Raw genomic sequence first — 23,746 nt, forward strand, 5'->3', positions numbered from 1 at the left:
GGGCCGAGCGGGTCGAGGTCGCGGCCGTGAACGGGCCTTCCTCCGTGGTGATTGCTGGTGATGCCGAAGCCTTGGACGAGGTCCTGCAAGTGCTCTCCGGTGACGGCGTACGAGTGCGGCGCGTGGCTGTGGACTACGCCTCCCACACACGGCACGTCGAGGACATCGAGGACACCCTCGCCGAAGCTCTGGCCGGGGTGAGCGCGCAGGCTCCGGTGGTGCCGTTCTACTCGACTGTGACCGGTGCTTGGGTGGAGGACGCCGGGGTGTTGGACGGCGGGTACTGGTACCGCAACCTGCGCGGGCAGGTGGGCTTCGGCCCGGCCGTGGCCGATCTGCTGGCGCAGGGCCACGGCGTGTTCGTGGAGGTCAGCGCCCACCCCGTACTGGTTCAGCCGATCACTGAGATCGTCGACGACGCCGACAGCACGGCGGTGGTGACCGGTTCGCTGCGGCGTGAGGAGGGTGGTCCGCGGCGGCTGTTGGCGTCGGTGGCCGAGCTGTTCGTGCGGGGCGTGACCGTGGACTGGGCCCGCCTGCTGCCCGCCGGAGCCGCCTCCACACGCGCGGACCTGCCGACGTACGCCTTCGACCACCGGCACTACTGGCTCAAGCCGGCCGCGCAAGGCACCGACGCGGCGGCACTGGGCCTTGCGGGGGCCGAACACCCCTTGCTGGGTGCGGTGGTGCGGCTGCCGCAGACGGACGGGCTCGTCTTCACCTCGCGCCTGTCGCTGCGGACCCACCCCTGGCTGGCCGACCACGCGGTCAGCGGAGTCGTACTCGTCCCGGGCACCGGGCTCGTGGAACTGGCCGTGCGGGCCGGTGACGAGGCCGGGTGCGGGGTCCTGGAAGAGCTGGTGATCGAGGCGCCGCTGGTCGTGCCCGAGCGCGGCGGGGTGCGGGTGCAGGTCGCGGTGGGCGGGCCCGGCGAGACGGGCGCGCGGACCGTGGAGGTGTTCTCCCAGCGCGAGGACGCAGCCGACGACGGTGGCGCGGACGCGTGGACGCGGCACGCCACCGGACTCCTCGCGACCACCGGCCGACCCGGGGCCGGCGGCAGCGGCTACGACTTCGCGGCCTGGCCGCCGCCCGGCGCCGAACCGGTGGACATCAGCGACGGCTACGGCCTGCTCGCCCGGGGCGGCTACGGCTACGGGCCCGCGTTCCAGGGCGTACGGGCCGTGTGGCGGCGCGGCGACGAAGTGTTCGCGGAGGTCGCCCTGCCCGAGGAGCAGCGCGAGGAGGCGGGCAGGTACGGCATCCACCCCGCGCTCCTCGACGCGGCCCTGCACTCGACCATGCTGAACGCCGTGGCGGCGCTCACGGCGGCCGCCGACGGCGCCCCTGACCGCGAGGACGGCCTTGAGCTGCGGCTGCCGTTCGCCTGGAACGGGCTCGAACTGCACGCGGCAGGCGCGTCGGCGCTGCGCGTTCGCGTGGCGAGGCCCGAGCCCGACGCGCTTTCCCTGGAAGCGGTGGACGAGGCCGGTGGCCCGGTCGTGACGATGGAATCGCTGGTGGGCCGGGTGGTGTCCACCGAGCAACTGGCGGCGGCGTCGGACACGGCACGCGTCGACTCGCTGTACCGGGTGGAGTGGACCGAGCTGCCCCCGGCGCGGGAGGCGGGACCCGCGCCTTCACGGGTGACGGTAGCCACCGCGGAGGAAGTGGCGACGCTGGCCGACGACGTGGAGTCGGGAGCGGCGGCGGCCCCGGCAGCGGCGGTGCTGGACGCCGTCGGCGGCGACGAGGAGGACGCGGCGCTTTCCTTGGCCTCCCGGGTCCTCGACGTGGTGCAGTGCTGGCTGGCCGGGACCGGGCTCGAAGAGTCGCGGCTCCTCGTGGTGACGCGGGGCGCGGTCCCCGCGGGCGACGGAGCGGTGACGGATCCGGCCGGAGCGGCCGTGTGGGGCCTGGTACGCGCCGCACAGGCGGAGAACCCGGACCGGATCGTCCTGCTCGACACCGACACCGACACCGACGCAGGCACCGACACCGACGCAGGCACCGACACCGACACCGGCATCGACTTCGACGCCGACACGGAACGTGTTCTGGGTACGGTCCTCGCCAGCGGCGAGCCGCAGCTGGCGGTGCGCGGCACGCGCTTCTCCGTGCCCCGCCTCACCCGAGCCACCGGCCAAGTCCCGGACGTACCCGCGGTGTTCGGGCCCAACAGCACCGTCCTGATCTCGGGCGCCGGATCGCTGGGAGCTCTCGCGGCCCGGCACCTGGTCACCCGGCACGGCGTACGGCGGCTGCTCCTCGCCAGCAGGCGGGGCCGGGACGCCGAGGGCGTGCCGGAGCTGGTGGCCGAGCTGACCGAGCAGGGCGCGACGGTGTCGGCCGTGGCCTGTGACGTGTCCGACCGGGACCAGGTCAAGGCCCTGCTGGCGTCGGTACCGGACGAGCAGCGGCTCACCGGGATCATCCACACGGCAGGTGTGACGGACGACGGCGTGATCGGAGCGCTGACGCCGGAGCGCCTGGAGCGGGTGTTCGCGCCGAAGGTGGACGCGGTGCGGCATCTCGACGAGCTGACGCGTGAACTGGGCCTGGACGGACGACCTCACCAAGAGCCGGATGAGTCGGCGCGGCGGCCTGACGGCGATGACACCCACCGAGGGCATGGAGCTGTTCGACGCCGCGGTGGCGTCCGGACAGGCGCTCCTGGTACCGGCCAGGCTCGACCTGCGCGGCGTACGCGCCGGTGCGGCGGCCGGTGGCGGCGTGCCGCACCTGCTGCGCGGCCTCGTCCGCGCTGGCCGCCAACTGGCGCACACGGCGGGCGGCGCGGGCGAGCACCGGCAGCTGGCCGAGCGGCTCGCCGCACTGCCCGCCGCCGAGCGGGCGAAGGCGCTGCTCGACCTGGTGCGGGCGCAGGTGGCCGCGGTCCTCGGCCACGGCACGACGTACCACATCGACGCCGACCAGGGGCTCTTCGAGATCGGCTTCGACTCCCTCACGGCCATCGAGCTCCGCAACCGGCTGCGCGCCCTCACCGAGCGGAAACTCGCGCCCAGCCTCGTCTTCGACCACCCGACGCCAGGGATGCTCGCCGCGCACCTGCACGCGCTGATGTACGGCGCACAGGCCGCGGCCCCGGTGCCGCTCTCCGTGTGAACCCAGTGATCCCCCTGTGAATCCGTAGAAAGCAGAAAGAGGCGACGACGTGTTCGACGTGAGCGACTACCTCCAGCGGATCGGCTGCGGCGGAGAGACCGGCGTGGACGCCGCGACGCTGCGGAAGCTGCACAAGAGCCACCTCATGGCGATTCCGTACAACGGCGCCGCGCAGGACCTCCGCGACGGCATCCGCCTCGTGGACCTCGACGAGGACGCCGTGTTCGAGACGAGCGTCGTCGACGGGCACGGCGGCACCTGCTTCCAGCTCGCCCGGCTCTTCCACCGGCTGCTCGCCGCACTCGGCTACGACGTCACGCTGATGGCGGGCAGCACCGCCGAAGGCCGCGAGAACTTCGGGCTCGACGTGGAGCACATGTTCAGCCGGGTCGCCCTCGACGGCGAGGAGTGGCTCGTCGACGTCGGCTACCCGGGCCCGAACTACATCGAGCCGCTGCGGATCACCGACGCCGTGCAGAGCCAGTACGGGTGCCAGTACCGCCTCGTCGAGGACGCCTCGGGGTTCGCCCTCCAGCGGCGGGGGCGGGTCAGCCGGTGGAGCGTCGTCTACACCTTCACCAGGAAGCCCCGGCAGTGGAGCGACTGGAAGGAACTGGAGGAGTACCTCAACCGGGAGTACGCGGCCGCCCCCGCCGAATCCGACGCCTGCCCGATCGCGCGCGGCACGGACCGCATCTTCGGGGAGATCGAGGCGGCCACCGGCGCGCACGAGGGCCAGGACGTGCTGTGCGGCCGCACCTTCGACAACGGCCAGGTCGTGCTGAAGGGACGCCGCTACCTGACGGTCCGCGACGGCCGCGAAGAAGTCCGCACGATCAAGGACGACGACGAACACCGCGACCTGGTCTTCCGCATCCTGTCCGGCGACTTCAGCTGAACGCGCGCCGCGCACACCCCGCACAGCACCCGTCCGAAGGGGGACATGATGGCCACCGTTCCGCTGCGTCTCGACGACCACGCGTACGACGTGCTGATCGGCCCGGGGGTGCGCGCGTCGCTCACCGACGTGGTCCGGCGCCTCGGCGCCGGACGGGCCGTCGTCGTGTCGGCCCGCCCCGCGGAGTGGGTGCCCGACACCGGTGTCGAGACCCTGCTGCTGCGGGCCCGGGACGGCGAGCGGGACAAGACCCTCGCGACCGTGGAGGCGCTGTGCGGTGAGTTCGTGCGGTTCGGGCTCACCAGGTCCGACGTCGTCGTGTCCTGCGGCGGCGGGACGACCACCGACGTGGTCGGCCTCGCGGCCGCGCTGTACCACCGGGGCGTGCCCGTGGTCCATCTGCCCACGTCGCTGCTCGCCCAGGTGGACGCCAGCGTCGGCGGCAAGACGGCGGTGAACCTGTCGGCGGGGAAGAACCTCGTCGGCGCGTACTGGCAGCCCAGCGCGGTGCTGTGCGACACGGACTACCTCACGACCCTGCCGCGCAGGGAACTCCTCAACGGGCTCGGGGAGATCGCCCGCTGCCACTTCATCGGCGCGGCCGACCTGCGCGGCCTGCCGCTCGTGGAACAGATCACGGCGAGCGTGACCCTCAAGGCCCGCATCGTGGAGGCGGACGAGCGGGACACCGGCGTGCGGCACATCCTCAACTACGGCCACACGCTGGGCCACGCCCTGGAGAAGGCGACCGACTACGCCCTGCGCCACGGCGAGGCGGTGGCCGTCGGCACGGTCTTCGCGGGGCGCCTCGCCGGAGCCCTGGGCCGCATCGGCCCGGCACGGGTCGCGGAACACCAGGACGTCGTCGCGTACTACGGACTGCCCGCCGCGCTGCCCGCCGAGGCCGAGCCCGCGGACCTGCTGCGGCTCATGCGGCACGACAAGAAGGCGATCACCGGCCTCGCGTTCGCCCTGGACGGCCCGCACGGCGCGGAGCTGGTGAGCGACGTGCCGCCCGAGGTGGTCGCGCGCGTCCTGGAGCGGATGCCCCGGGCGCCCCTCGCCGACCTCGTCGGCGCCGCCGCGACCGGCGCCGCCGCGAACGACGCGGCCCGGACGTGAGGCGCGCGCCCCGGCCGACGGCCGGACCCGAGAGCGCGGCCGGACCCGAAGGGACGGCCGACGCCGCCGATCCGGTGCACCGCCTCCTGGCGGGGAAGCTGACGGCGGCCCTGGCCCGACCGGCCGCCCAGCAGCCGCACTGGCCGGACCCGGAGCGGGCGCAGGCCGTGGTGGCGTCCCTGAGCCGGGCCGCGCCGATCGTGACGCCCGCCGAGACCGCGCGCCTGGCGGACCGGCTCGCCGCGGTCGCGCGCGGCGAGGCGTTCCTGCTCCAGGGCGGTGACTGCGCCGAAGCCTTCGCCGAGAACACCGAAGCCCACCAGCGGGCCAACCTGGCCGTGCTTACCGACATGGCCGCGGTCCTCGCCCGCCGCACCGCACTGCCCGTCGTCGCGGTCGCCCGCATGGCCGGGCAGTACGCCAAGCCCCGCTCCCGGCCCTTCGACGCGCTGGGCCTTCCCGTCTACCGCGGCGACCTGGTCAACTCGATCGAGCCCACGCCCGCCGCGCGCACGCCGGACCCCTCCCGGATGCTGCGGGCCCGCGCCGAAGCGGCGGGCGCCATGGCCCTGGTCCGCGCCTTCCGCCCCGGCGCCACGCCCGACGCGCGGGCGCGGCCCGGCGGCGTGAGCGAGCTCTACGTCAGCCACGAGGCGCTCGTACTCGACTACGAGCGGTCCTCGCTGCAGGCGGACACCAGTGGCCCCGAACCCCGCCTGGCCAGCGGCCTCGGACACTTCCTGTGGATCGGCGAGCGCACCCGTGACCTGGACGGCGCGCACATCGCGTTCGCGGAGCTCCTGTCCAACCCGATCGGCCTCAAGATCGGCCCCCGTACCACCCCGGAGCAGGCCGTCGACTACGTGCGCAGGCTCGACCCGCACGGCGAACCGGGACGCCTCACGCTGATCAGCCGCATGGGGCACACCCGGGTCCGTGCCGTCCTGCCCGCGATCGTGGAGAAGGTCACCGCCTCGGGACACCAGGTGATCTGGAGCTGCGACCCCATGCACGGCAACACGTACACCGCGGCGAACGGCTACAAGACCCGCGAGGTCCGGCACATCGCCGACGAGATCTCCGGGTTCTTCGCCGTGCACCGGCGCCTCGGCACCCACCCCGGCGGCCTGCACGTCGAGCTCACCGGCGACGACGTCACGGAGTGCCTCGGCGGCGCCCGCGGCATCACCGAGGCCGACCTGCCCGCCCGCTACCGCACGGCCTGCGACCCGCGCCTCAACGCGGAGCAGTCGATGGAACTCGCCACCGCCGTCGCGGACCTCGCGGCGGCCGGTCCCACGGACAGAGAACGCACGGAAAGCTGAGGCCGCGATGACCGGACACCCTCCCGGCACGCCCATCAAGGGCACCACCCGGCTGTACGCCGTCCTCGGCGACCCCGTCGCCCAGGTCCAGTCGCCCGGCCTGATGAATCCGCTCTTCGCGCGGCTCGGCAGGGACGCCGTGCTCGTGCCGGTGCACGCCAGGGCGCCGCACCTCGACGCCGTCGTGCGCGGCCTGCGGCGGATCGACAACCTCGACGGCATGTTCGTCACCGTGCCCCACAAGGCGGCCGTACGCCGGCTCGCCGACCGGTGCAGCCCGACCGTGGACGTCGTCGGCAGCGCGAACGTGCTGCGCCGGGAGGCCGACGGCTGCTGGCTCGCCGAGAACTTCGACGGCTCGGGCTTCGTCACGGGACTCGTCGCGGCCGGACACGAACCCAAGGGCGCCCACGTGGCGCTGGTCGGGACGGGCGGCGCGGGCAGTGCCATCGCCGCGGCCCTCCTCGCCGCGGGCGTCGACCGCCTGTCCGCGTACGACACGGACACCGCGAAGCTCGGCGACCTGATCACCCGCCTCGACGCGCACTGGCCCGGCCGGGTCCGCGCGCTGGCCGGACCGCACCTGCGGGACGTCGACATCGCCGTCAACGCGACGCCGCTCGGGCTGCGCCCCGACGACCCGCTGCCCTTCGCGCCGGACGGCCTGCCGCCGGGCGGCGTGGTGGCCGACATCGTGATGAAGCCGCGCGAGACGAAGCTCCTGCGCGAGGCGGCCGCCCTGGGCCACCCCGTCCACCACGGCATTCACATGCTGGAAGGCCAACTGGAGGCCTATCAGGCCTTCTTCGGCCTGACCTGAGGCAGGCCAGGAGGCCCGCCCCGAGGCCCGCCCAGAGGTCTGCCCCGAGGTCGGCCCGAGGCCCGCCCCGAGGGCGCGCCGACTACCTGACCGAGGGATGCGGAGGCGTCGTCAGGCCTCTACTTTGGACCTGTTGGTCATCTTTTCTCCCCTCCGCGGCACGCGGCCCCGACTGTCCCGCACCCCGCGTCGAGCCGATCCATGGTTGGAGAAACATGAACGTGCGACAGACGCCGGAATTCCCCGAGTGGCCGCAGTACGACGCGAAGGAGCGGGAAGGCCTCGTCCGCGCCCTCGAACAGGGCCAGTGGTGGCGGATGGGCGGCAGCGAAGTCGACTCCTTCGAGCGGGAGTTCGCCGAGCACCACGGCGCCCCCCACGCCCTCGCGGTCACCAACGGGACGCACGCGCTCGAACTCGCCCTGCAGTGCATGGGCGTGGGCCCGGGCACCGAGGTCATCGTCCCGGCCTTCACCTTCATCTCCTCCTCCCAGGCGGCCCAGCGGCTCGGCGCGGTCGCGGTCCCGGTGGACGTCGACGAGGACACGTACTCCATCGACGTGGCGGCGACCGCCGCCGCCGTCACGCCCAGGACCCGGGTGATCATGCCCGTGCACATGGCGGGCTTCATGGCGGACATGGACGCCCTCGCCAAGCTCTCCGCCGACACGGGCGTCCCGCTGCTCCAGGACGCCGCGCACGCCCACGGCGCCCGCTGGCGCGGCAGGCGCGTCGGCGAACTCGGCTCCGTCGCCGCGTTCAGCTTCCAGAACGGCAAGCTCATGACCGCCGGTGAGGGCGGCGCCGTCCTGTTCCCCGACACGGAGATGTACGAGACGGCGTTCCTGCGGCACAGCTGCGGGCGGCCCCGCACCGACCGCAGGTACCTGCACCAGATCGCTGGATCCAACCTGCGGCTCAACGAGTTCTCCGCGGCCGTGCTCCGCGCCCAACTGGGTCGCCTCGAACAGCAGGTGACGACCCGGCAGCAGCGCTGGGCGCTGCTTTCCGGGCTCCTCGGCGCGATCGACGGCGTGGTCCCGCAGCGCGGCGACGAGCGCACCGACTTCCCCTCGCACTACATGGCCATGTTCCGGATTCCCGGCATCGGCGAGGAGCAGCGCAACGCGCTCGTCGACCGGCTCGTGGCGGCGGGCGTCCCGGCGTTCGCGGGCTTCCGCGCGATCTACCGCACCGCCGCCTTCTGGGAGTTCGGCGCGCCCGACGAGAGCCCCGACGAGGTCGCCGAGCGCTGCCCCCGCACCGAGGCCATCAGCCAGGACTGCGTCTGGCTCCACCACCGGGTGCTGCTCGCCGCCGAGCAGGCCCTGCACGGGACCGCGGCGATCGTCGCGGACGCCGTGGCCGCCATATGAGCGTCAGGACGGCCGTCGTCGGGCTCGGCTGGGCGGGCCGGGAGCTGTGGCTGCCGCGGCTGCGCGCGCACGCCGACTTCGACGTGGTGGCCGCCGTCGACACCGAACCCGCGGCACGGGCCGCCTTCGACACCGCCCTCGGCGTCCCCGTGCACCCGACGGCCGACGCACTCACCGCGCAGGACGTCGACCTCGCCGTCGTCGCCGTACCCAACCATCTGCACGCCGAGGTGGCGGGAGCCCTCCTCGGCCGAGGCGTCCCCGTCTTCCTGGAGAAGCCGGTGTGCCTGACCGCTGCCGAGGCCGACGCCCTGGCCGCCGCCGAACGCGACGGCGACGCCACGCTCCTCGCGGGCAGCGCCGCCCCGCACCGCAGCGACGTGGCGGCCCTGGCAGCCCTGGTGCCGGACCTCGGCCACGTCCGGCACGCCGATCTTTCCTGGGTCAGGGCGCGCGGCGTCCCCCGGGCGGGCGGCTGGTTCACCCAGCGCGGCACGGCCGGTGGCGGAGTGCTGTTCGACCTCGGCTGGCACCTGTTCGACACGCTCGCCTCGCTGCTCGGCCCCGCCCCCTTCACCCAGGTCGTCGGCGTGACGTCGAGCGACTTCGTCAACGCCGCCGCCTGGGGCGCGACCTGGCGGCGGGACCGGCCCGCCGACGACGCCGTCGGCGACGTCGAGGACACCGCCCGGGGCTTCCTGGTCCGCGCCGACGGGATCTCCGTGTCGCTGCGCGCGGCCTGGGCGTCGCACGAGGCCCTGGACGTCACCCGGATCCAGCTCGTGGGCAGCGAGGGCACCGCCGAACTGCGGTGCACCTTCGGCTTCAGCCCCAACCGCGCCCCCGAGTCGGCCCTGACCCTGACGCGTGCGGGCACCACCACGGCCGTCCCGGTGCCGGACGAGCCCATCGGCGACGAGTACCGGCGCCAGCTGGACGGCCTCGCCACCGTCCTGAAGGAACCGGCCAGCCGCGGCAGGGCCGTCGGCGAGGCCCGCACGACGGTCCGCGTCATCGAGGACTTCTACGCCTCGGCCCGTTCCGCACCCGCGCGGAACGTCGGGCCCGCTCACCGGTGGACGGGGGAGGACCAGTGACAGCAGCGGTTCCGGGAGAGCCGGCCGACGCGCTGGACGGCGATCGCGTGCCGGGCCGGGCGCCGGGGGCAGCCGCGACGGACACGCTCACCCCGGTCAGGCGCGCCGTGGTCTTCGACCTGGACGGGGTGATCGTCGACAGCTTCGCGGTGATGAACGAGGCCTTCGCCCTCGCCTACAAGGAGGTCGTCGGCGAGGGCCCGGCCCCCTTCGACGAGTACCGGCGGCACCTGGGGCGCTACTTCCCGGACATCATGCGGATCATGGGCCTGCCCCTGGAGATGGAGGAGCCGTTCGTCCGCGAGAGCTACCGCCTCGCCCCCAAGGTGCCCGTCTTCGAGGGCGTCGTCGAGCTGCTCCTGACCCTGCGCGTGCGCGGGCTCAAGCTCGCCGTGGCCACCGGCAAGAGCGGGCCGCGGGCGCGCTCCCTGCTGGAGCAGCTGGGCCTCCTCCCGTTCTTCGCCCACGTCCTCGGCTCGGACGAGGTGCCACGGCCCAAGCCCGCGCCCGACATCGTGGAGCACGCCCTGCGCCTGCTGGACGTGACCGCCGATGAGGCCGTCATGGTGGGCGACGCGCCGACCGACCTCGCCAGCGCCCAGGGCGCGGGAGTGACCGCGGTCGCCGCGCTGTGGGCCGTGGACGACACGGACGAGCTGCTCGCCGCCCGGCCGGACGCCGTCCTGCGCCGCCCGGCCGACCTGCTGGACCTGTGCCCGCCCGTGCCGGGCGCCTGAGGGAGGAAGGGCGTACGGCATGGACAGCGCCGGGTACCTGGGGGTCGACATCGGGGGCACCAAGGTCGCCTTCCGGGTGGAGACCGAGGCGGAGTGCGTCCACGAGAGCGCGTTCGCGTGGGACCCGCGGCACAGCGCCGCCCGCGACCTCCGCCAACTCGCCGACGCCGTCGCCGAGGTGCGGGCGCGCCTCGGCGCCCCCTTCCGGGCGGTGGGCGTCGCCATGCCCGCGACGGCCGGGCCGGACGAGCGCGTCACCGCCTGGCCGAGCAGACCTGAGTGGACCGGCACGGACCTGGGCGCGGCCCTGCGCCCGCTGTTCCCCGAAGCAGCCGTCGCCTGGGCGGACGACGGCGACCTCGGCGCACTCGCGGAGTCCCGGGCCGCGGGCTGCGACGACCTGCTCTACCTCGGTGTGGGGACGGGCGTCGGCGGCGGCCTCGTCCTGCGGGGCGAGCCGTGCCCCGGGATCGGCCGCGGCTCCTTCGAGGTCGGGCACGTGGTCGTCGAGCTCAGCGGCCCGCGGTGCGGCTGCGGCCGCAGGGGCTGCCTCCAGGCGGTGGCGTCGGGCCCGGCCACCCTGCGCCGCGCGCACCGGCTGCGGGGGAGCGCGGTCACCTTCGCCGACCTGCTCACGGCCTGGGGCGACGGGCGGCCGTGGGCCGTCACCGCGCTGCGCGGGACCTGCCGGGCCCTGGCCGCCGCGGCGGTGGGCGTCCAGGAGCTGCTCCGGCCGCGCCTCGTACGCGTCGGCGGCGGCTTCGCGAGCGGCATCCCGGGGTTCGCCGGGCTCGTCGCCGACCACGTCACGGAACTGGCCCGCCCCGGACTGCCCCCGCTCCCTGTGGAGCAGGCCGCGCTGGGCGGCCTGTCGTCCTTGCACGGCGCGGTGTCACTGGCCCGGCTGATCGCAGCGCGCCCCGTTCCGGATTTCGCACAGCGGGAAAAGAGCGCGGAATCCCTATCAGGTTGAGGGGTGCTCAACCGCTTATGGCTGCCCTATCGTCCCGAAGGGTCGGGCTGTTCCGGAGCGTCGGCACGCATTCCGGCACGGCGCGACGACTCATCGGCGTACTGACGGCTTATCGGCTTACCGATGATTCATCGGTAAGCCGACGAGTCATCGGTGCGCTGAAGGCCTATCGGCGTACCGACGGCATATCGGCGTACCGGCGCAGCACGGAGAGCACCGGCGTGGCCCGGAGGAATTGAGGCCGCCGGTCCTTCACCGCCCCGCACGGCAGCGCCCGTCCCTGTCGCCGTCCCACGTCGGTGGGTCGGCAGGTCACTTTCCTCGACGCAGAAGGGGTACCCCCATGACAGCCACCGCCGAGAACGCGACCGAGCCGATCGACCTGCTCTCGCCGGACCTGACTGCCGACCCCTTCGCCAAGTACGCGCGGATGCGCGAGCAGGCGCCGGTCCTGGCGGGCACGGTCCTGGGGTCACCGATGTGGCTCGTCACCGGCTACGACGACGTGCGTCTGGTCCTCACCGACCCCCGGTTCGTCACCGACGCGACGTCCGTACGAGGAGACGACCCGGACGGCGGGCACGCGATCCTGAAGAAGCTCAACATCCCGTCCGACGTGGAGGACCTCATCGCCAAGGCGATGATGAACCTCGACGGCGCCCCGCACGCCCGGCTGCGCAAACTGGTCTCGCGCGCGTTCACCGCCCGACGGGTGGCCGAGATGCGCCCGCGCATCGAGGAACTCACCGCGCGGCTGCTCGACGGGATGGCGGCGGCGGGCCGCGACGGCACGCCTGTCGACCTCGTCGAGTCGTTCTGCTACCCGGTGCCGATCGCCGTGATCTGCGAGCTGGTCGGCATCGACGAGGAGGACCGGCCGCAGTGGTCGGGCTGGGGGCGCGTGCTGTCCCTGATGCAGGTCGAGCGCCTCCCCACCATCCTGCGCGAGTGCTCCGCACACGTCATGGACGTCATCGAACGCCGCCGCGCCGAGCCGCGCGACGACCTGATCTCCGCGCTCATCCAGGCCCAGGAGGACGACGGCGACCGGCTCTCCGACCGGGAGATGGTCACGCTCGTCTTCACCATGGTCACCGCGGGGCACGAGTCGACGACGTACCTCCTCGGGAACTCCGTGCTCGCGCTCCTGGAACAGCCGGACCAGCTCGCCCTGTTGCGTGCGGACCCGTCCCGATGGCAGCCGGCGGTGCGCGAACTCATGCGCCTGGGCCCCTCGCAGTTCGCACAGCCCCGGTACGCGGCGCAGGACGTCGAGCTGAGCGGCGTGCGCATCCCCGCGGGCTCCGCGGTCACCCCGCTGCTCCTGGCCGCGAACACCGACCCGCGCAAGTACGCGGACCCCGAGCGCCTCGACGTCGGCAGGGGAGCCGCGAGCCACGTCGGCTTCGGCATGGGGGTGCACCACTGCCTGGGCGCGCCGCTGGCCTATCTGGAGGCGGAGGTGGCGCTCCAGGCGCTGTTCGACCGGTTCCCCGACCTGTCCCTCGCGGTGCCGCGCGAGGAGATCCCGTGGGCGCTGCGGCCCGGCTTCACCCGGGTCGCGGAGCTGCCGCTGCGCCTGGCCTGACCGGCCACCGCCCGCCCGCTCACCGCCCGCGGCGGATCGCGCGACGGCCCGTCAGACGGCCCCGCGCGGTGCGCCGGCCGGGACCGGGGCGCGCAGCTGGTCCCGCAGGTCGTCGAGCAGTTCCCGGATGCCGTCGGGCCCGCTCGCGGCGCCGAAGACGTGGTAGTCCGGGCGGACGAGCAGCGCCGTCGCCGCGAACCGGGCGAGGTACGGCCGGTAGACGTCATCGGTGTCCACCACCTCGACGACGCCGGGCGCCGCGGCGTCCACCGTGGCGGGCGCGTCCTTCCGCGCGGCTCCCGGCGGCAGCAGCCGCACCACGTGGGCCGCGAGGTCCCCGAGGAGGGCGAGCCGCTCCTCGTCGAGCACGGCCCGCGGGTCCTCGGTGGTCAGCAGCACGAAACCGCGGCCCACGACGTCGTCGAAGAGCCCGCCGAAGCCGTCCCGGTCCACGCGCCCTTGCGGGACGACCGCGCCCGCGGGCGCGGTCGCCGCGGCACCCCGGTGCAGCAGCCCGCCCGGGAGCGGCTTCGCGGGCTCAGGCCCCGACGGCGCGCGGCCGCGCCGGTTGGCGAGGACGGTGGCGTCGCGTTCGGCGGCGGCCTCGGGGTCCGTCACACAGATCAGCCGGCCCAGCTGGACCGACGCCAGGATCGCCTCCTTGGCCTGCGCGCGGCGCTCCCGCGCATAGCTGTCCAGGAGGGCCGGTCCTGCCTGCCCGCGCAGCGTCAGATCCAGCTTCCACGCCAGGTTGACGACGTCCCGGATGCCGGAGCACATGCCCTGCCCGGCGAACGGCGGCATCAGATGGGCCGCGTCCCCGGCCAGCAGGACGTGCCCCACGCGCCACTGGTCGGCCCAACTGGCCTGGAAGATGTACGTGGTGCTGCGCAGCAGCGTCGCCGTGTCGGGAGTGACGCCGAACGGCGCGAGCAGCCGCCAGGCCGCCTCGTCCCCGCTGAGCTCGGCGGCCCGCTCGCCCGGCAGGCGCATGAACTCCCAGCGCCGCCGCCCGGGGCCGCTGCCCACCAGGGTCGTGGGCCGCGCCGGGTCGCAGATCTGCACGTTGGTGGGGGTGAACGCGCGCGGCTCGCGCAGTTCGACGTCGCAGAGCAGCCACTCGTAGGAGAACCCGAGGTCGGTGACGGGCACGTCGAGGTGGTCGCGCACGAAGCTGTTGGCGCCGTCGCAGCCCACGACCCATCGCGCGGACAGGGCCCGGGTGGTGCCGTCGTCGGTGGCGGCCGTCACCTCCACCCGGTGCTCGCCGTCGGCGATCCCCACGACCTCGTGGCCGCGCAGGACCGTCACCCCGAGCGCCGCGGCCCTGGCCGCGATCAACTCCTCCAGGGCGGGCTGGTGCATCGTGTTGGCGTCCGGCCAGCCGTAGGGGCCCGCCGTGGTGAAGGGGATGTCGAGGAGCGCCGCGCCTGCGGCCGTCCGCCACTGGTAGCCGTTGGCCGGTTCGGTGATCCGGCCGAGGTCCGGGCCGATGCCGGTGGCGGCCAGGAGCCGGGCGGTCTCCCCGTCGAAGCTGGTGGCGCGCGGCAGCGGATACGGCCTGCGGCGGCGCTCCAGGACGGTCACGCGCAGTCCGCGCTGGGCGAGCAGCACCGAAAGCGCGGCGCCGACCGGTCCGTTGCCCACGACGACGACATCCGCGTCCGTGGGGTCCGCGGGCACTTCCAAAAGGGGTGTCAAGGAAAACCTCACAGATGCGCACCGTTTGACGAGATGAATTCCATCGTGCCGAAAAGCGCCGACAGTTGCAGGAATTCGCTGGCACCGTATTCCGCAGTACGAAACGTGTCAAGAAGCGGAAAACCTTACCAGGTTGAGGGATGCCCCGCCCGTCATTTTCGCCCTATCCTGCCGAGGAGTCGTGCCCATAACCGTAAGAGCACCGGCACTTCACGCCGCACGGCCGCAGGAACGTCGGAATTCCCGTCCGCCGGTCCCATTCAGCTCCGCACGCGCGACATCCTTGACGCCGAAGGGGAGACCTATGACAGCCACCGCCGAGAACGCGACCGAGCCGGTCGACCTGCTCTCGCCGGACCTGATCGCCGACCCGTTCGCCGCGTACGCGCGGATGCGTGAGCAGGCGCCGACCCTGACCGGCTCGATCATGGGCGGGCGCCCGATGTGGCTGGTCACCCGCTACGAGGACGTCCGCAAGGTGCTCACCGACCCGCGGTTCCACAACAACCCGGCATCGGTGCCGGACGCCCCGGACACCCGGACGACGATCATGCGCCAGCTCAACCTGCCGACCGACCTGGTCGACTACCTCGAAGACAAGCTCATGCAGATCGACGGCGCCGACCACCGCCGACTGCGCGGCCTGGTCTCCAAGGCGTTCACGGCACGGCGGGTGGCCCGCCTCCGCCCCCGCGTCGAGGAGATCACCACGACGCTGCTCGACGGGATGGCGCAGGCGGGCCGCGACGGCACGCCCGTCGACCTGTTGACCGCGTTCTGCTATCCGCTGCCGTTCACCGTGATCTGCGAGCTGGTCGGGATCGACGAGGCCGACCGCGCGCCCTGGTTCGAGTGGGGGCACTGCCTGTCCTCGCCCACGGAGCACCGCGAGCGCCTCCCGCAGGTCATGCGCGAGTGCGTCGACCACATGCTGGAGGCGATCGAGCGGCGCCGCGCCGAGCCGCGCGACGACCTGATCTCCGCGCTCATCCAGGCCCAGGAGGACGACGGCGACCGGCTCTCCGAGCGGGAGATGGTCACCCTGGTCTTCACCCTGGTGATCACCGGACACGAGACGACGACGCACCTGCTCGCCAACTCGGTGCTCGCCCTCCTGGAGAACCCGGACCAACTGGCCCTCGTACGCGCCGATCCGTCCCGGTGGCCGCAGGCGGTGAACGAGCTCATGCGCCTGGGGCCCACGCAGTGGGGCCTGCCCCGGCACCCGTCGGAGGACGTCGAAGTCGGCGGCGTGACGATCCCCGCGGGCGCCACCGTCATGCCGCTGATCCTGCCCGCGAACACCGATCCGCGCCGGTACGACGACCCCGAGCGCCTCGACATCGGCCGCGAGACCGGGCAGAGCCACCTCGGCTTCGGGCAGGGGGCGCACTACTGCCTCGGCGCGCCGCTGGCGCTCCAGGAGGCGGAGGTGGCGCTGCACGCGCTGTTCGAGCGGTTCCCCGGTCTGTCCCTCGCGGTGCCGCGCGAGGAGGTCGTCTGGACGCTGCGCCCCGGCGTCACCCGTGTCGAGAAGCTTCCGCTGCGCCTCGTCTGAGCACACAGGACGCCGTACCCCCTCGCCCGCTGCTGCCAAGGGCGAGGGGGTACGGCGTGTGCTGCGGGGGATCAGAGCGCGTCGACGGCGTACGGCACGGCCAGGGTCGGCTCAGGCGACCTTCGTCGCGCACAGGATGCCGTGGGCGATCAGGGCCCCCGGCATGGTGGTGAGGTCCTGGGCGACCGTCCTGGTGACCCGGAACCCGGCTTCCTCCAGCCACTTCCGGTACGTCGACAGCTTCTGCGGCCCGCCCTGCCCCATGGTGCAGGCGAGGAAGTAGGCGGGGAAGATGTCGACGCCGGCGCTGCTGGGCTCCGTGATGTCCTCGGGGTAGACCGGCACCAGGATGTTGACCTTCCCGCCGACGTCGAGGGCCTCGCTCACGCCGTTGAGGATCGTGCGCACGTCGTCCTTGTCGAACATGTCGAGGAAGTGCTTGATCAGGACGACGTCGAACCCTTTGGGGACGCTCTTGAAGACGTCGCCGCCGATGAAGGAGCAGTGCTCCGCCACGCCCTCGGCCCGGAAGTTCTCCAGGCACTCGGCTTCCTTCTCGGGCAGGTCGAACGTCGTCACGCGCAGGCCGGGCGAGGCCTTGAGGCGGTGGGTCAGGATCGCGCCGAGCCCGGTGTTCCCGGCCAGGTCGAGCACCCGCGAGCCCGGCGGGATGTGGATGTTGCGGAAGAACCAGGGGTCCATGTGGGCGGTGACGTCGTCCATCATCGTCGCCCAGGACTCGCGCAGGTCCTTGTGCTCGGCCACGGCCTCGTACAGGTTCCCCTCGAATCCGTACAGCTTGTCCAGGCCGACGATGCTGCCGGTCCTGACGCTGTCGGTGAGGTAGAACAACTGCCGGAGCATGACCACCTTGATCATGTTCAGGACGGGGAGCACCCGCTGGAGATCGGCGTCGGACACGCCCGCGAACGCGTCGAGGGAGTAGCCGCCGGAGGCCTTGTCGAAGGCGACGAAGCCCTCCTTGACCGGCAGGTGCAGGAGTTGCTCCACGGCGTCCGGCTTGGCGCCGACGGCCTCGCCGAGCTGGGCCGCGGTCAGACCGGGCCGCTTCCGCAGCGCGTCGACGATGCCGAGCTCGAAACAGGACAGCAGGATCATGAACCGCGAGGGCCCCACCATGTACTCGCGCAGACGCGTGAACGTGGCCACTGCATTCATCGCACTCATTCCTTCGGGTCGGCTGGTCGGCTGCCACAACGTCCCGCTCCGGCACGGCGGCTTCCGTGCCCCGCACTCACTCCGGTCGCCGGGCGACGATCCTGGCGTGGTGGAGACCGGCCTTGCCCGCGGCGAAGGCCGCCCGCAGCACCTCGTCCACGAACTCGTCGACGCGCTCGCCGAGGGCGTCGGCCTGCGTGGCGAAGCCCATCAGCTTGTACCGCCTGCGCATCTCGGCCAGCTCCGCGTCGGACGGCAGGGATCCGTTCCCGCCCAGGGAGTGCACGATCGCCGGGTCGTAGTCGACCAGTTCGAGACCGGCGTCCCGGAGCACCGCCGCCACCTCGTCGGCCGGGTAGTCCCGCATCGCGGGCGGCGCCGACGCCAGCAGGTCCCGCCACTTCGCGCTGCCCGAGACCTCGCGCACGATCCCGAACATCCCCGCGCCGTCGCCGCGCGGCTGGGCGCCGGACCACTGGAGTACGAGGTGGCCGCCCGGGCGCAGCGCGCGGGCCATCCGGCGCAGCGGCTCCTCGGCCTCGGCCAGCCAGTGCAGCACCCAGGAGGAGTGGATCAGGTCGAACTGGCCCTGCGGCAGTTCCAGGTGCTCGGCCGGGCAGACATCGGCCCGCACGGAGAGCCCCGCGCACCGCTGCCGCGTGGCCTCCACCATGGACGGCGAGGCGTCGCTCGCCCATACGTCGAAGCCCCGCTCCGCGACGGCCCGCGCGACCTCTCCGGTGCCGCACCCGATCTCGGCGAAGGAGCCGCCCTTCTCCAGGGCGCCGCCCGCGAGTTCGAGAGCGGCCAGGGCCGTCTTGATGTGTGGCGCGTTGACCTGCGCGTAGTCCTCGGCCAGCCAGGCGTTGACTGCGGTCATCGACGAAGTCCTCTCTCTGCCGGGAAGACCGCGGCGGCCGGAGCGCGAGCCGTACGGCACGCCGCTCTCGTGCGACACCGCGGTCACGAGTGCCCGGGACACCGGAAGGGATGAGGCGCCGTCAGAGTTGAGTACCGATGCGGTACTGGGGGCCGTTGTCGGCCCGCCGCGGCCCCTGCCCTTCCGTAGCCTAGGGCGGCCCCGAGCGGCTTGGCACCCCTCGATCTGATAGGGCGTCGGCCGGTCAGTCGGCCAGGGAGAGGGCCTGGCCCGGGCAGTTGTCGACGGCCTCGTGGGCCCTTCGCACCAGGAGTTCGCCCTCGGGCTCGGCGTTCAGGACGACGACCGTGCCCTCGTCCTCGCTCTGGTCGAACAGGCCCGGTTCGGTGAACACGCACTGGCCGGAGCCGACGCACTTGTCGGCGTCCGCGATGATCTTCATGGTGATGCCTCCTCCTTGCGAAACCCGTCGTGCACGGGGGAAAGAGCCACCCGTCGTGCACGCTGAAAGAGCCGCCCGGAAGGCCGCGTCGGGCATCGCTGAATTCCGCCGGTGCCAACGGTGTTGGCGAGTGGCACCGACGGGATCGGACGCGCGCCGCGGCACGGTGAATTGCTCCGTGGAAGTGCCCCGATGATCGTGCGGAAATGCGCGTGGAAATCCGTGAGGACCTCTGTCCGCACGTCGTGCGGGATATCGCGGGGCACTTCCTGGTATCCGGGATGTCCGGCCGGGTAACGTTACCACCGGACGTCGGACGACGGTGCCGGGCTCAGTAGTCGGCGCTCGAAATCCGGCTCCACGTACGCGTGAGTTCGACGCGCGAGGCCACGTTCATCTTGCGGAAGATCTTCTTGAGGTGGAAAGCCACCGTGTGCCCGGAGATGAAAAGCCGCTCACCGACCTGGGAGTTCGTGAAGCCCTGGCTCACCAGCTCGGCCACGGCCACCTCCGAATTGGTGAGAGAGCCGACCTTCACGCTGTCGTGGGCGGCGTACTGCGGATAGCGGCCGCGCCGCACTCCCAGTGACCTGAGCCTGCTCACGACCCGGCGGGCATCGCGCGGGGCCGAGGACTTCGAGTATCCGTCCACCGCCCGTTCGAGGACGTCCACCGCCCGGTCGCGGTCCTGCCGGGTGTCCGCGAGCAGCTTTCCGGCGTCTTCGTAGGCGGACGCGCCCGCCCACAGATCCCGGTGTGCCTCGGCCGCGGCGATCAGGAATTCCGGATTCTCGGCCACCAGCCCGTCGGCGTGCGTTCCCGCCGCCTCCACGGAACGGATCCCGCGGTTGCGCGCGGCGAGTTCGGACGCCTCGGCCGCCACCCGCTTGGCGAGGACCTCGTCGCCCAGCTTCCGCGCGGCCCGGACGAGCCAGGCGGCGGCGGCCGGCTGCGCGGCAAGGAGCTCCAGGATGAGCTGGTCGTCGGTGATGATGCCGACGACGAGGTGGGCGGCGCTCGGCGCACCGCCCTGCACCTCCAGGAGCTGGGCCGCCGCCCAGGCGCACTGGCTGGGGCGGTGGATCGTCTGCCCGAGGAGGGCGTCGTCCCGGAGCTGATTGGCGAAGTCCGAGCTCACGCTCATGTTGCCCTGCCTGAGGGCGCTGAGCGCCATCACGGCGTGCGCCTCGGGGAGCAGACAGGTGAGGCCCAGCTGCTGTGCCTCGCGCACCCCCTTCTCCGCCAGGTCGACAGCGGTGTCGATGTCCCCCTGGGTGAAGGCGAGTTCCGCCGCGCACGTCAGCGAGGCCGCGACCAGACCGCCGGACGTCGTGGTGCCGGCCGTCAGCTCCTCCACGCCGGCGAGTACGCGTGCTCCGGCCGCCGGTTCGCGGATTCTCACCAGGAGGGCGGAGTGCCAGATCCTGGCGAGGCCCACACATTTCCCCGAGCACTCCGGTTGTGTTTTCCCGGCTCTTTCCGCAAGGCGCAGGCCTTCTGTGAGATCGCCGCGCGACCAGGCGGAAAAGGAGAGTGTGGCAAGCCGAACGGTTTCGCAGGAGCTGTTCTCGCAGGCCCCCATGACGTACAGGGAAGGCGGCAGCTGCAGGCGGAACGGTGAATCGAGCATCACATCTCCTGTCGGTGGATCATCACTAACGCCTGGTGGTCCGCGCGCGGTTCCGGCAGCGCCGACCGTGGGAAGTGTGCACAGGAACGGTTGCAGTTATGGCGGACAGGTGCGCAAGGGGGCGCGCGCCACCACTATGTGACGCCTCGTCGACTACCGCGTGGCGCCGGCTTCGCCGACCGAAGGCGGGCAGACATGCCGCAGGGGCGGCACGAGTCGGTGCCGACGAGGGGGAACTGGCTGGAGGGGGGTGGGGGCTCAAGTTGCATCTGACATGTTCCGATGATCCAACGTTAAGCCCCGGAAGTGCAGGAGCACTTCAGCGGAGATGAAGCATAATTTCAAAGCTGCGGCAGGGCCTCAGAGGTGTCGCTTGCGATTTGACCGATTTTGCAGCGATCTTCCCGGGGGCAGCTTTCCTGTGGCCAATTCCTTACTGTGGCCAGTTTCTTACCTTAGCCGCAGCGCGGGGACTTACGGGCGAGTAACCCTCGCATTCGCGCCTGCTTCGTCAACTCCGGCGCGCCGTGGGGCGGTCGGGGCGCGCGGGGATAGGGGCTTACGGGGTCTTTGCAGGATGATCTTGGTGTGGCACGGTGGGTGCCTGCGCGATCACGTCCGGGTGTGCCGCCCGGGCGGAAGTGGGCTGGTGGGGCGCGCAGTTCGGCCCGGCCGGATCGACGGGTGAGTCAGGTGCGGACCTTGCGGCAGCCATGTGCGGAGTGACCGTCCGGGACGGGGTGGACCTTGTGCGTGAAGTGGCCCGCGGAGCGGCCCGGGGAGCGGCGTCCGGCGGTGGCGCGAAAGGCCTCGGTGCTCACCGGGAACCCGGTCGGGACCGGCGGCAACAACGCCACCGCCCGTATCCAGGGTGTCCTGCGTGCCGACGGCGACAACTGCCCCGCGACGCCCGCAAGTTCACTCAAGCAAAATTCAAGCCGGAACTACAGCTACCGTTTCGGAGCAATAGCAGCCGGGTAGGTCTTCAGGTCGGATCAATAGGGGGCGGGTAGTTCGGATCGAGGCAAGAGGAGCCGGGTAGGTCATCAGTATTTCTGGAGGGAAGCGTTTTGGGAAAGCCATCCACACGCGTTCTGCTGGTAAGCAATGATGCGCGTCTGAGCACTGCCCTGCACCACCCACCGCTCCCCGCGAAGTACTTCGTCATCTCGGTGCCGACCAGCACGCAGGCCCTGGAGAACTTCGGCGATTTCGACCTCTTGCTGCTCGACTCCTCCACACCCGGTATGGACAGCCACGAGGTGTGCAAAAGAATCCGCAACCAGGCGTCGGTGCCCATCATCATCCTCGGCCCCTGCGTGAATGAGATCGACCGGGTACTGGCGCTGAACGCCGGGGCGGACTACTGCGTGGTGAAATCGGACTCGCTCCACGAGTTGCAGGCGAGCATGGACGCCGTCATGCGGCGCTCGTCCCCCTGTCCGACCGGTCAGAATGCTCCGGGGTCAGCCGCTCAGGGCGGCGAGATCCTGGTCGCCGGGCCGCTGCGGCTGAATCCGCGCAACCGGGACGTGACCTTGGCGGGACGGCCGGTCAGGCTTACCCCCAAGGAGTTCGATCTGCTCGCCATGCTGATGGAGGATCCGGACACCCTGCACACCCGCAAGGCCATCATCGCGCGGGTGTGGAACGAGCACTGGTTCGGCTCGACTCGGACCCTGGACGTCCATATCGGGGCGCTGCGTCAGAAACTCGGTTCCTACGAATGGATCGAGACCAAACGCGGGATCGGATTCCGGCTCGGCACGGTGCCGGTGCCCGGTGCCCGGGACTCGCCGTAGCCGTGGGCATCACGGCCGCGTCTGCCCGCCGACCTTGCCGTTCGAGCCGCGCGGGCTCCGCGGGGCCGCCGCGGTGAGGTGCAACAGGGCGCGGGCGGCCAGGCGATAGCCGAAGGCCCCAAGACCGACCACGACTCCGCTCGCCAACGGAGCGATCACCGACTCGTGGCGGAATTGCTCGCGGGCCCACACGTTACTGAGATGCACTTCGACCCACGGCGGCGCATAGCTCGCCAGCGCGTCGCGCAGACTCCATCCCGCAATCATGAGGGCGCCCGGATTGACGATGGCACCGACCGTGCTCTCGCCGTGCCGGTGAATCGCGCCGACGAGATCTCCTTCCGAATCGTGCTGGACGGAGAGGACTTCCCATCCCCGGGCCCGCACTTCATCGGCGACCGCCGCCTCGATGTCGGCGAGCGTATCGGTGCCGTATATCTCGGGCTCACGTCGGCCCAGAACGCCCAGGTTGGGTCCGTTGAGGAGCAGCACGACACTCAAGGGGAACCTCGCTATTCCTTGGGAAGGCAGACGGTCGGCGAACCGGGGACCGCTCCCCATAATCGGCGATCCCGGGCACCGCACACCATCATCAGAATTGATAGTTCCGGTGGCGCGCGGGAGCGGCCGACGTGCTGCGCGGCAGGGCGGACAACAGGTCTACCAGCATGGGTAGACCTGGGTGTCGAGGCGATTGCGGACGCCCGCGCGTATACCACTCCGCGTACCCGCCGCGTACGCTGGCGGCAACTCCTTGACGGAGCGGGGGAGACGGGGGAACGGGGGTTGATGGCTTTCGGCCGAGCGATCCGGTGCGACGGTCCGCACCGGCACGGCTTCACGGCACAGGACGGCACGGAACAGAACGGCACGGCGCGGTGCGGCACCACGACAGGGAAGCCGTCTTCCCGCAGGGAAATGATCTCCTCATTCCGAAGTCGTCCGCGCGCTCACGACCGGCGCGCAATTCGAGGTCGGGAATGGCGCACGCCGACGGAGTGCGCGCGCCGGGTGATCGCCCTCCCGCTGACCCGGGGCCCTTGAGCCGACGAGCCGCACACCGGTGTCCCCGCGCTCCGGTGTCCCCGCGCTCCGGTGTCCCCGCGCTCCGGTGTCCCCGCACTCCGGACGGACCGGGTCCGGGGCAGGGTGCGCCTCCCGCCGCAACCACCTCTCCAGAACCCCAAGTTCAGCGCGACAACCGGAACCGGCAGCCCAGAAGGTGAGGACGAACCATGGTCGACCACGGCACTCCCAACGTATTCCTCAGCGGCGGCTCTCGTTCGTTGATCACGGACGAGGACCGACTGCACTATCTGCCGGACCTCAGCGTGGACAAGGTCAAGGTGCTCTGCGGCAACCGCTACGAGCACTTCGAGGCCAGCTCCGAGACGACCCGCGTCGACGACCGCGAACTGCGCGTCTTCGTATGGACCCAGCGCACGTACGTCGCGGAGTGAGGCGGCGGGCCCTCCCCGGCCGGGACGCGGGG

At 72.2% G+C, this 23,746-nt stretch carries 19 protein-coding genes and 1 pseudogene; 14 read left to right on the plus strand and 6 right to left on the minus strand.

What is annotated here, in order from left to right; translation table 11 throughout:
• Positions 1-47 precede the first annotated feature (47 nt).
• The 11 genes and pseudogenes from IG74_RS46020 to IG74_RS0120565 form a co-directional block, all read left to right on the plus strand.
• Positions 48-2,504, plus strand: a pseudogene (locus tag IG74_RS46020) (SDR family NAD(P)-dependent oxidoreductase); the annotation flags it as partial.
• Between the two features lie 127 nt (positions 2,505-2,631).
• Positions 2,632-3,126: a beta-ketoacyl reductase gene (locus IG74_RS54700; protein ID WP_420709922.1), complete on the plus strand. Its 495-nt coding sequence runs from the start codon at positions 2,632-2,634 to the stop codon at positions 3,124-3,126.
• A 49-nt stretch (positions 3,127-3,175) separates the two neighbouring features.
• Entirely contained in the window at positions 3,176-4,024 is an 849-nt protein-coding gene (locus tag IG74_RS0120525; protein ID WP_078868915.1) for an arylamine N-acetyltransferase, read from the plus strand.
• 45 nt (positions 4,025-4,069) lie between these two features.
• Positions 4,070-5,146 (plus strand): 3-dehydroquinate synthase, encoded by a 1,077-nt coding sequence (locus tag IG74_RS0120530; RefSeq protein WP_030679089.1) that lies wholly within the window; start codon positions 4,070-4,072, stop codon positions 5,144-5,146.
• Between the two features lie 86 nt (positions 5,147-5,232).
• Positions 5,233-6,471, plus strand: a complete 1,239-nt coding sequence (locus tag IG74_RS0120535; RefSeq protein ID WP_199818867.1) for a 3-deoxy-7-phosphoheptulonate synthase — start codon at positions 5,233-5,235, stop codon at positions 6,469-6,471.
• Positions 6,472-6,478: 7 nt separating this feature from the next.
• Positions 6,479-7,291, plus strand: coding sequence for a shikimate dehydrogenase family protein (locus IG74_RS0120540; RefSeq protein ID WP_030679094.1), 813 nt, complete (start codon positions 6,479-6,481; stop codon positions 7,289-7,291).
• A 215-nt stretch (positions 7,292-7,506) separates the two neighbouring features.
• On the plus strand, positions 7,507-8,667 hold the full coding sequence (rifK, locus tag IG74_RS0120545) for a 3-amino-5-hydroxybenzoate synthase (RefSeq protein ID WP_030679096.1): 1,161 nt from the start codon (positions 7,507-7,509) through the stop codon (positions 8,665-8,667).
• Entirely contained in the window at positions 8,664-9,764 is a 1,101-nt protein-coding gene (locus tag IG74_RS0120550; protein ID WP_030679098.1) for a Gfo/Idh/MocA family protein, read from the plus strand. The genes rifK and IG74_RS0120550 overlap by 4 nt, the downstream gene beginning before the upstream one ends.
• 47 nt (positions 9,765-9,811) lie before the next feature.
• Positions 9,812-10,501, plus strand: a complete 690-nt coding sequence (locus IG74_RS0120555; protein WP_030679100.1) for an HAD-IA family hydrolase — start codon at positions 9,812-9,814, stop codon at positions 10,499-10,501.
• A 19-nt stretch (positions 10,502-10,520) separates the two neighbouring features.
• The gene (locus IG74_RS0120560) at positions 10,521-11,474 is read left to right on the plus strand and encodes an ROK family protein (RefSeq protein ID WP_030679102.1); all 954 of its coding nucleotides are present in this window, start codon (positions 10,521-10,523) and stop codon (positions 11,472-11,474) included.
• Between the two features lie 343 nt (positions 11,475-11,817).
• Complete coding sequence (locus IG74_RS0120565; RefSeq protein ID WP_030679104.1) at positions 11,818-13,062, plus strand: cytochrome P450 family protein; 1,245 nt, start codon at positions 11,818-11,820, stop codon at positions 13,060-13,062.
• Positions 13,063-13,113: 51 nt separating this feature from the next.
• On the opposite strand, the gene IG74_RS0120570 is transcribed toward IG74_RS0120565, so the two are convergent.
• Positions 13,114-14,745: a bifunctional 3-(3-hydroxy-phenyl)propionate/3-hydroxycinnamic acid hydroxylase gene (locus IG74_RS0120570; RefSeq protein ID WP_037825811.1), complete on the minus strand. Its 1,632-nt coding sequence runs from the start codon at positions 14,743-14,745 to the stop codon at positions 13,114-13,116.
• A 322-nt stretch (positions 14,746-15,067) separates the two neighbouring features.
• Here IG74_RS0120570 and IG74_RS0120575 point away from each other — a divergent pair, with 322 nt between their 5' ends.
• The gene (locus tag IG74_RS0120575; protein ID WP_030679110.1) at positions 15,068-16,321 is read left to right on the plus strand and encodes a cytochrome P450 family protein; all 1,254 of its coding nucleotides are present in this window, start codon (positions 15,068-15,070) and stop codon (positions 16,319-16,321) included.
• 111 nt (positions 16,322-16,432) lie between these two features.
• On the opposite strand, the gene IG74_RS0120580 is transcribed toward IG74_RS0120575, so the two are convergent.
• The 4 genes from IG74_RS0120580 to IG74_RS0120595 all read right to left on the minus strand — a co-directional run bounded on the left by IG74_RS0120580 (position 16,433) and on the right by IG74_RS0120595 (position 20,179).
• Positions 16,433-17,500: an acetylserotonin O-methyltransferase gene (locus IG74_RS0120580; protein WP_234334392.1), complete on the minus strand. Its 1,068-nt coding sequence runs from the start codon at positions 17,498-17,500 to the stop codon at positions 16,433-16,435.
• 76 nt (positions 17,501-17,576) lie between these two features.
• Positions 17,577-18,380, minus strand: coding sequence for a class I SAM-dependent methyltransferase (locus tag IG74_RS48060; protein WP_051855064.1), 804 nt, complete (start codon positions 18,378-18,380; stop codon positions 17,577-17,579).
• A gap of 244 nt (positions 18,381-18,624) precedes the next feature.
• Positions 18,625-18,822 (minus strand): ferredoxin, encoded by a 198-nt coding sequence (locus IG74_RS0120590; protein WP_030679119.1) that lies wholly within the window; start codon positions 18,820-18,822, stop codon positions 18,625-18,627.
• Between the two features lie 331 nt (positions 18,823-19,153).
• Positions 19,154-20,179 (minus strand): helix-turn-helix transcriptional regulator, encoded by a 1,026-nt coding sequence (locus IG74_RS0120595; RefSeq protein WP_158857704.1) that lies wholly within the window; start codon positions 20,177-20,179, stop codon positions 19,154-19,156.
• A 1,445-nt stretch (positions 20,180-21,624) separates the two neighbouring features.
• Here IG74_RS0120595 and IG74_RS0120600 point away from each other — a divergent pair.
• The gene (locus IG74_RS0120600) at positions 21,625-22,254 is read left to right on the plus strand and encodes a response regulator transcription factor (protein WP_158857707.1); all 630 of its coding nucleotides are present in this window, start codon (positions 21,625-21,627) and stop codon (positions 22,252-22,254) included.
• A 9-nt stretch (positions 22,255-22,263) separates the two neighbouring features.
• Here the strand turns inward: IG74_RS0120600 and IG74_RS0120605 are convergent, their stop codons facing one another.
• Entirely contained in the window at positions 22,264-22,755 is a 492-nt protein-coding gene (locus IG74_RS0120605; RefSeq protein WP_051855066.1) for a type II 3-dehydroquinate dehydratase, read from the minus strand.
• A gap of 734 nt (positions 22,756-23,489) precedes the next feature.
• On the opposite strand from IG74_RS0120605, the gene IG74_RS0120610 reads away from it, so the two are divergent.
• Entirely contained in the window at positions 23,490-23,714 is a 225-nt protein-coding gene (locus IG74_RS0120610; protein ID WP_030679125.1) for a DUF5988 family protein, read from the plus strand.
• Positions 23,715-23,746 lie beyond the last annotated feature (32 nt).

Source organism: Streptomyces sp. NRRL B-1347, assembly GCF_000720325.1.
Lineage (GTDB): Bacteria > Actinomycetota > Actinomycetes > Streptomycetales > Streptomycetaceae > Streptomyces.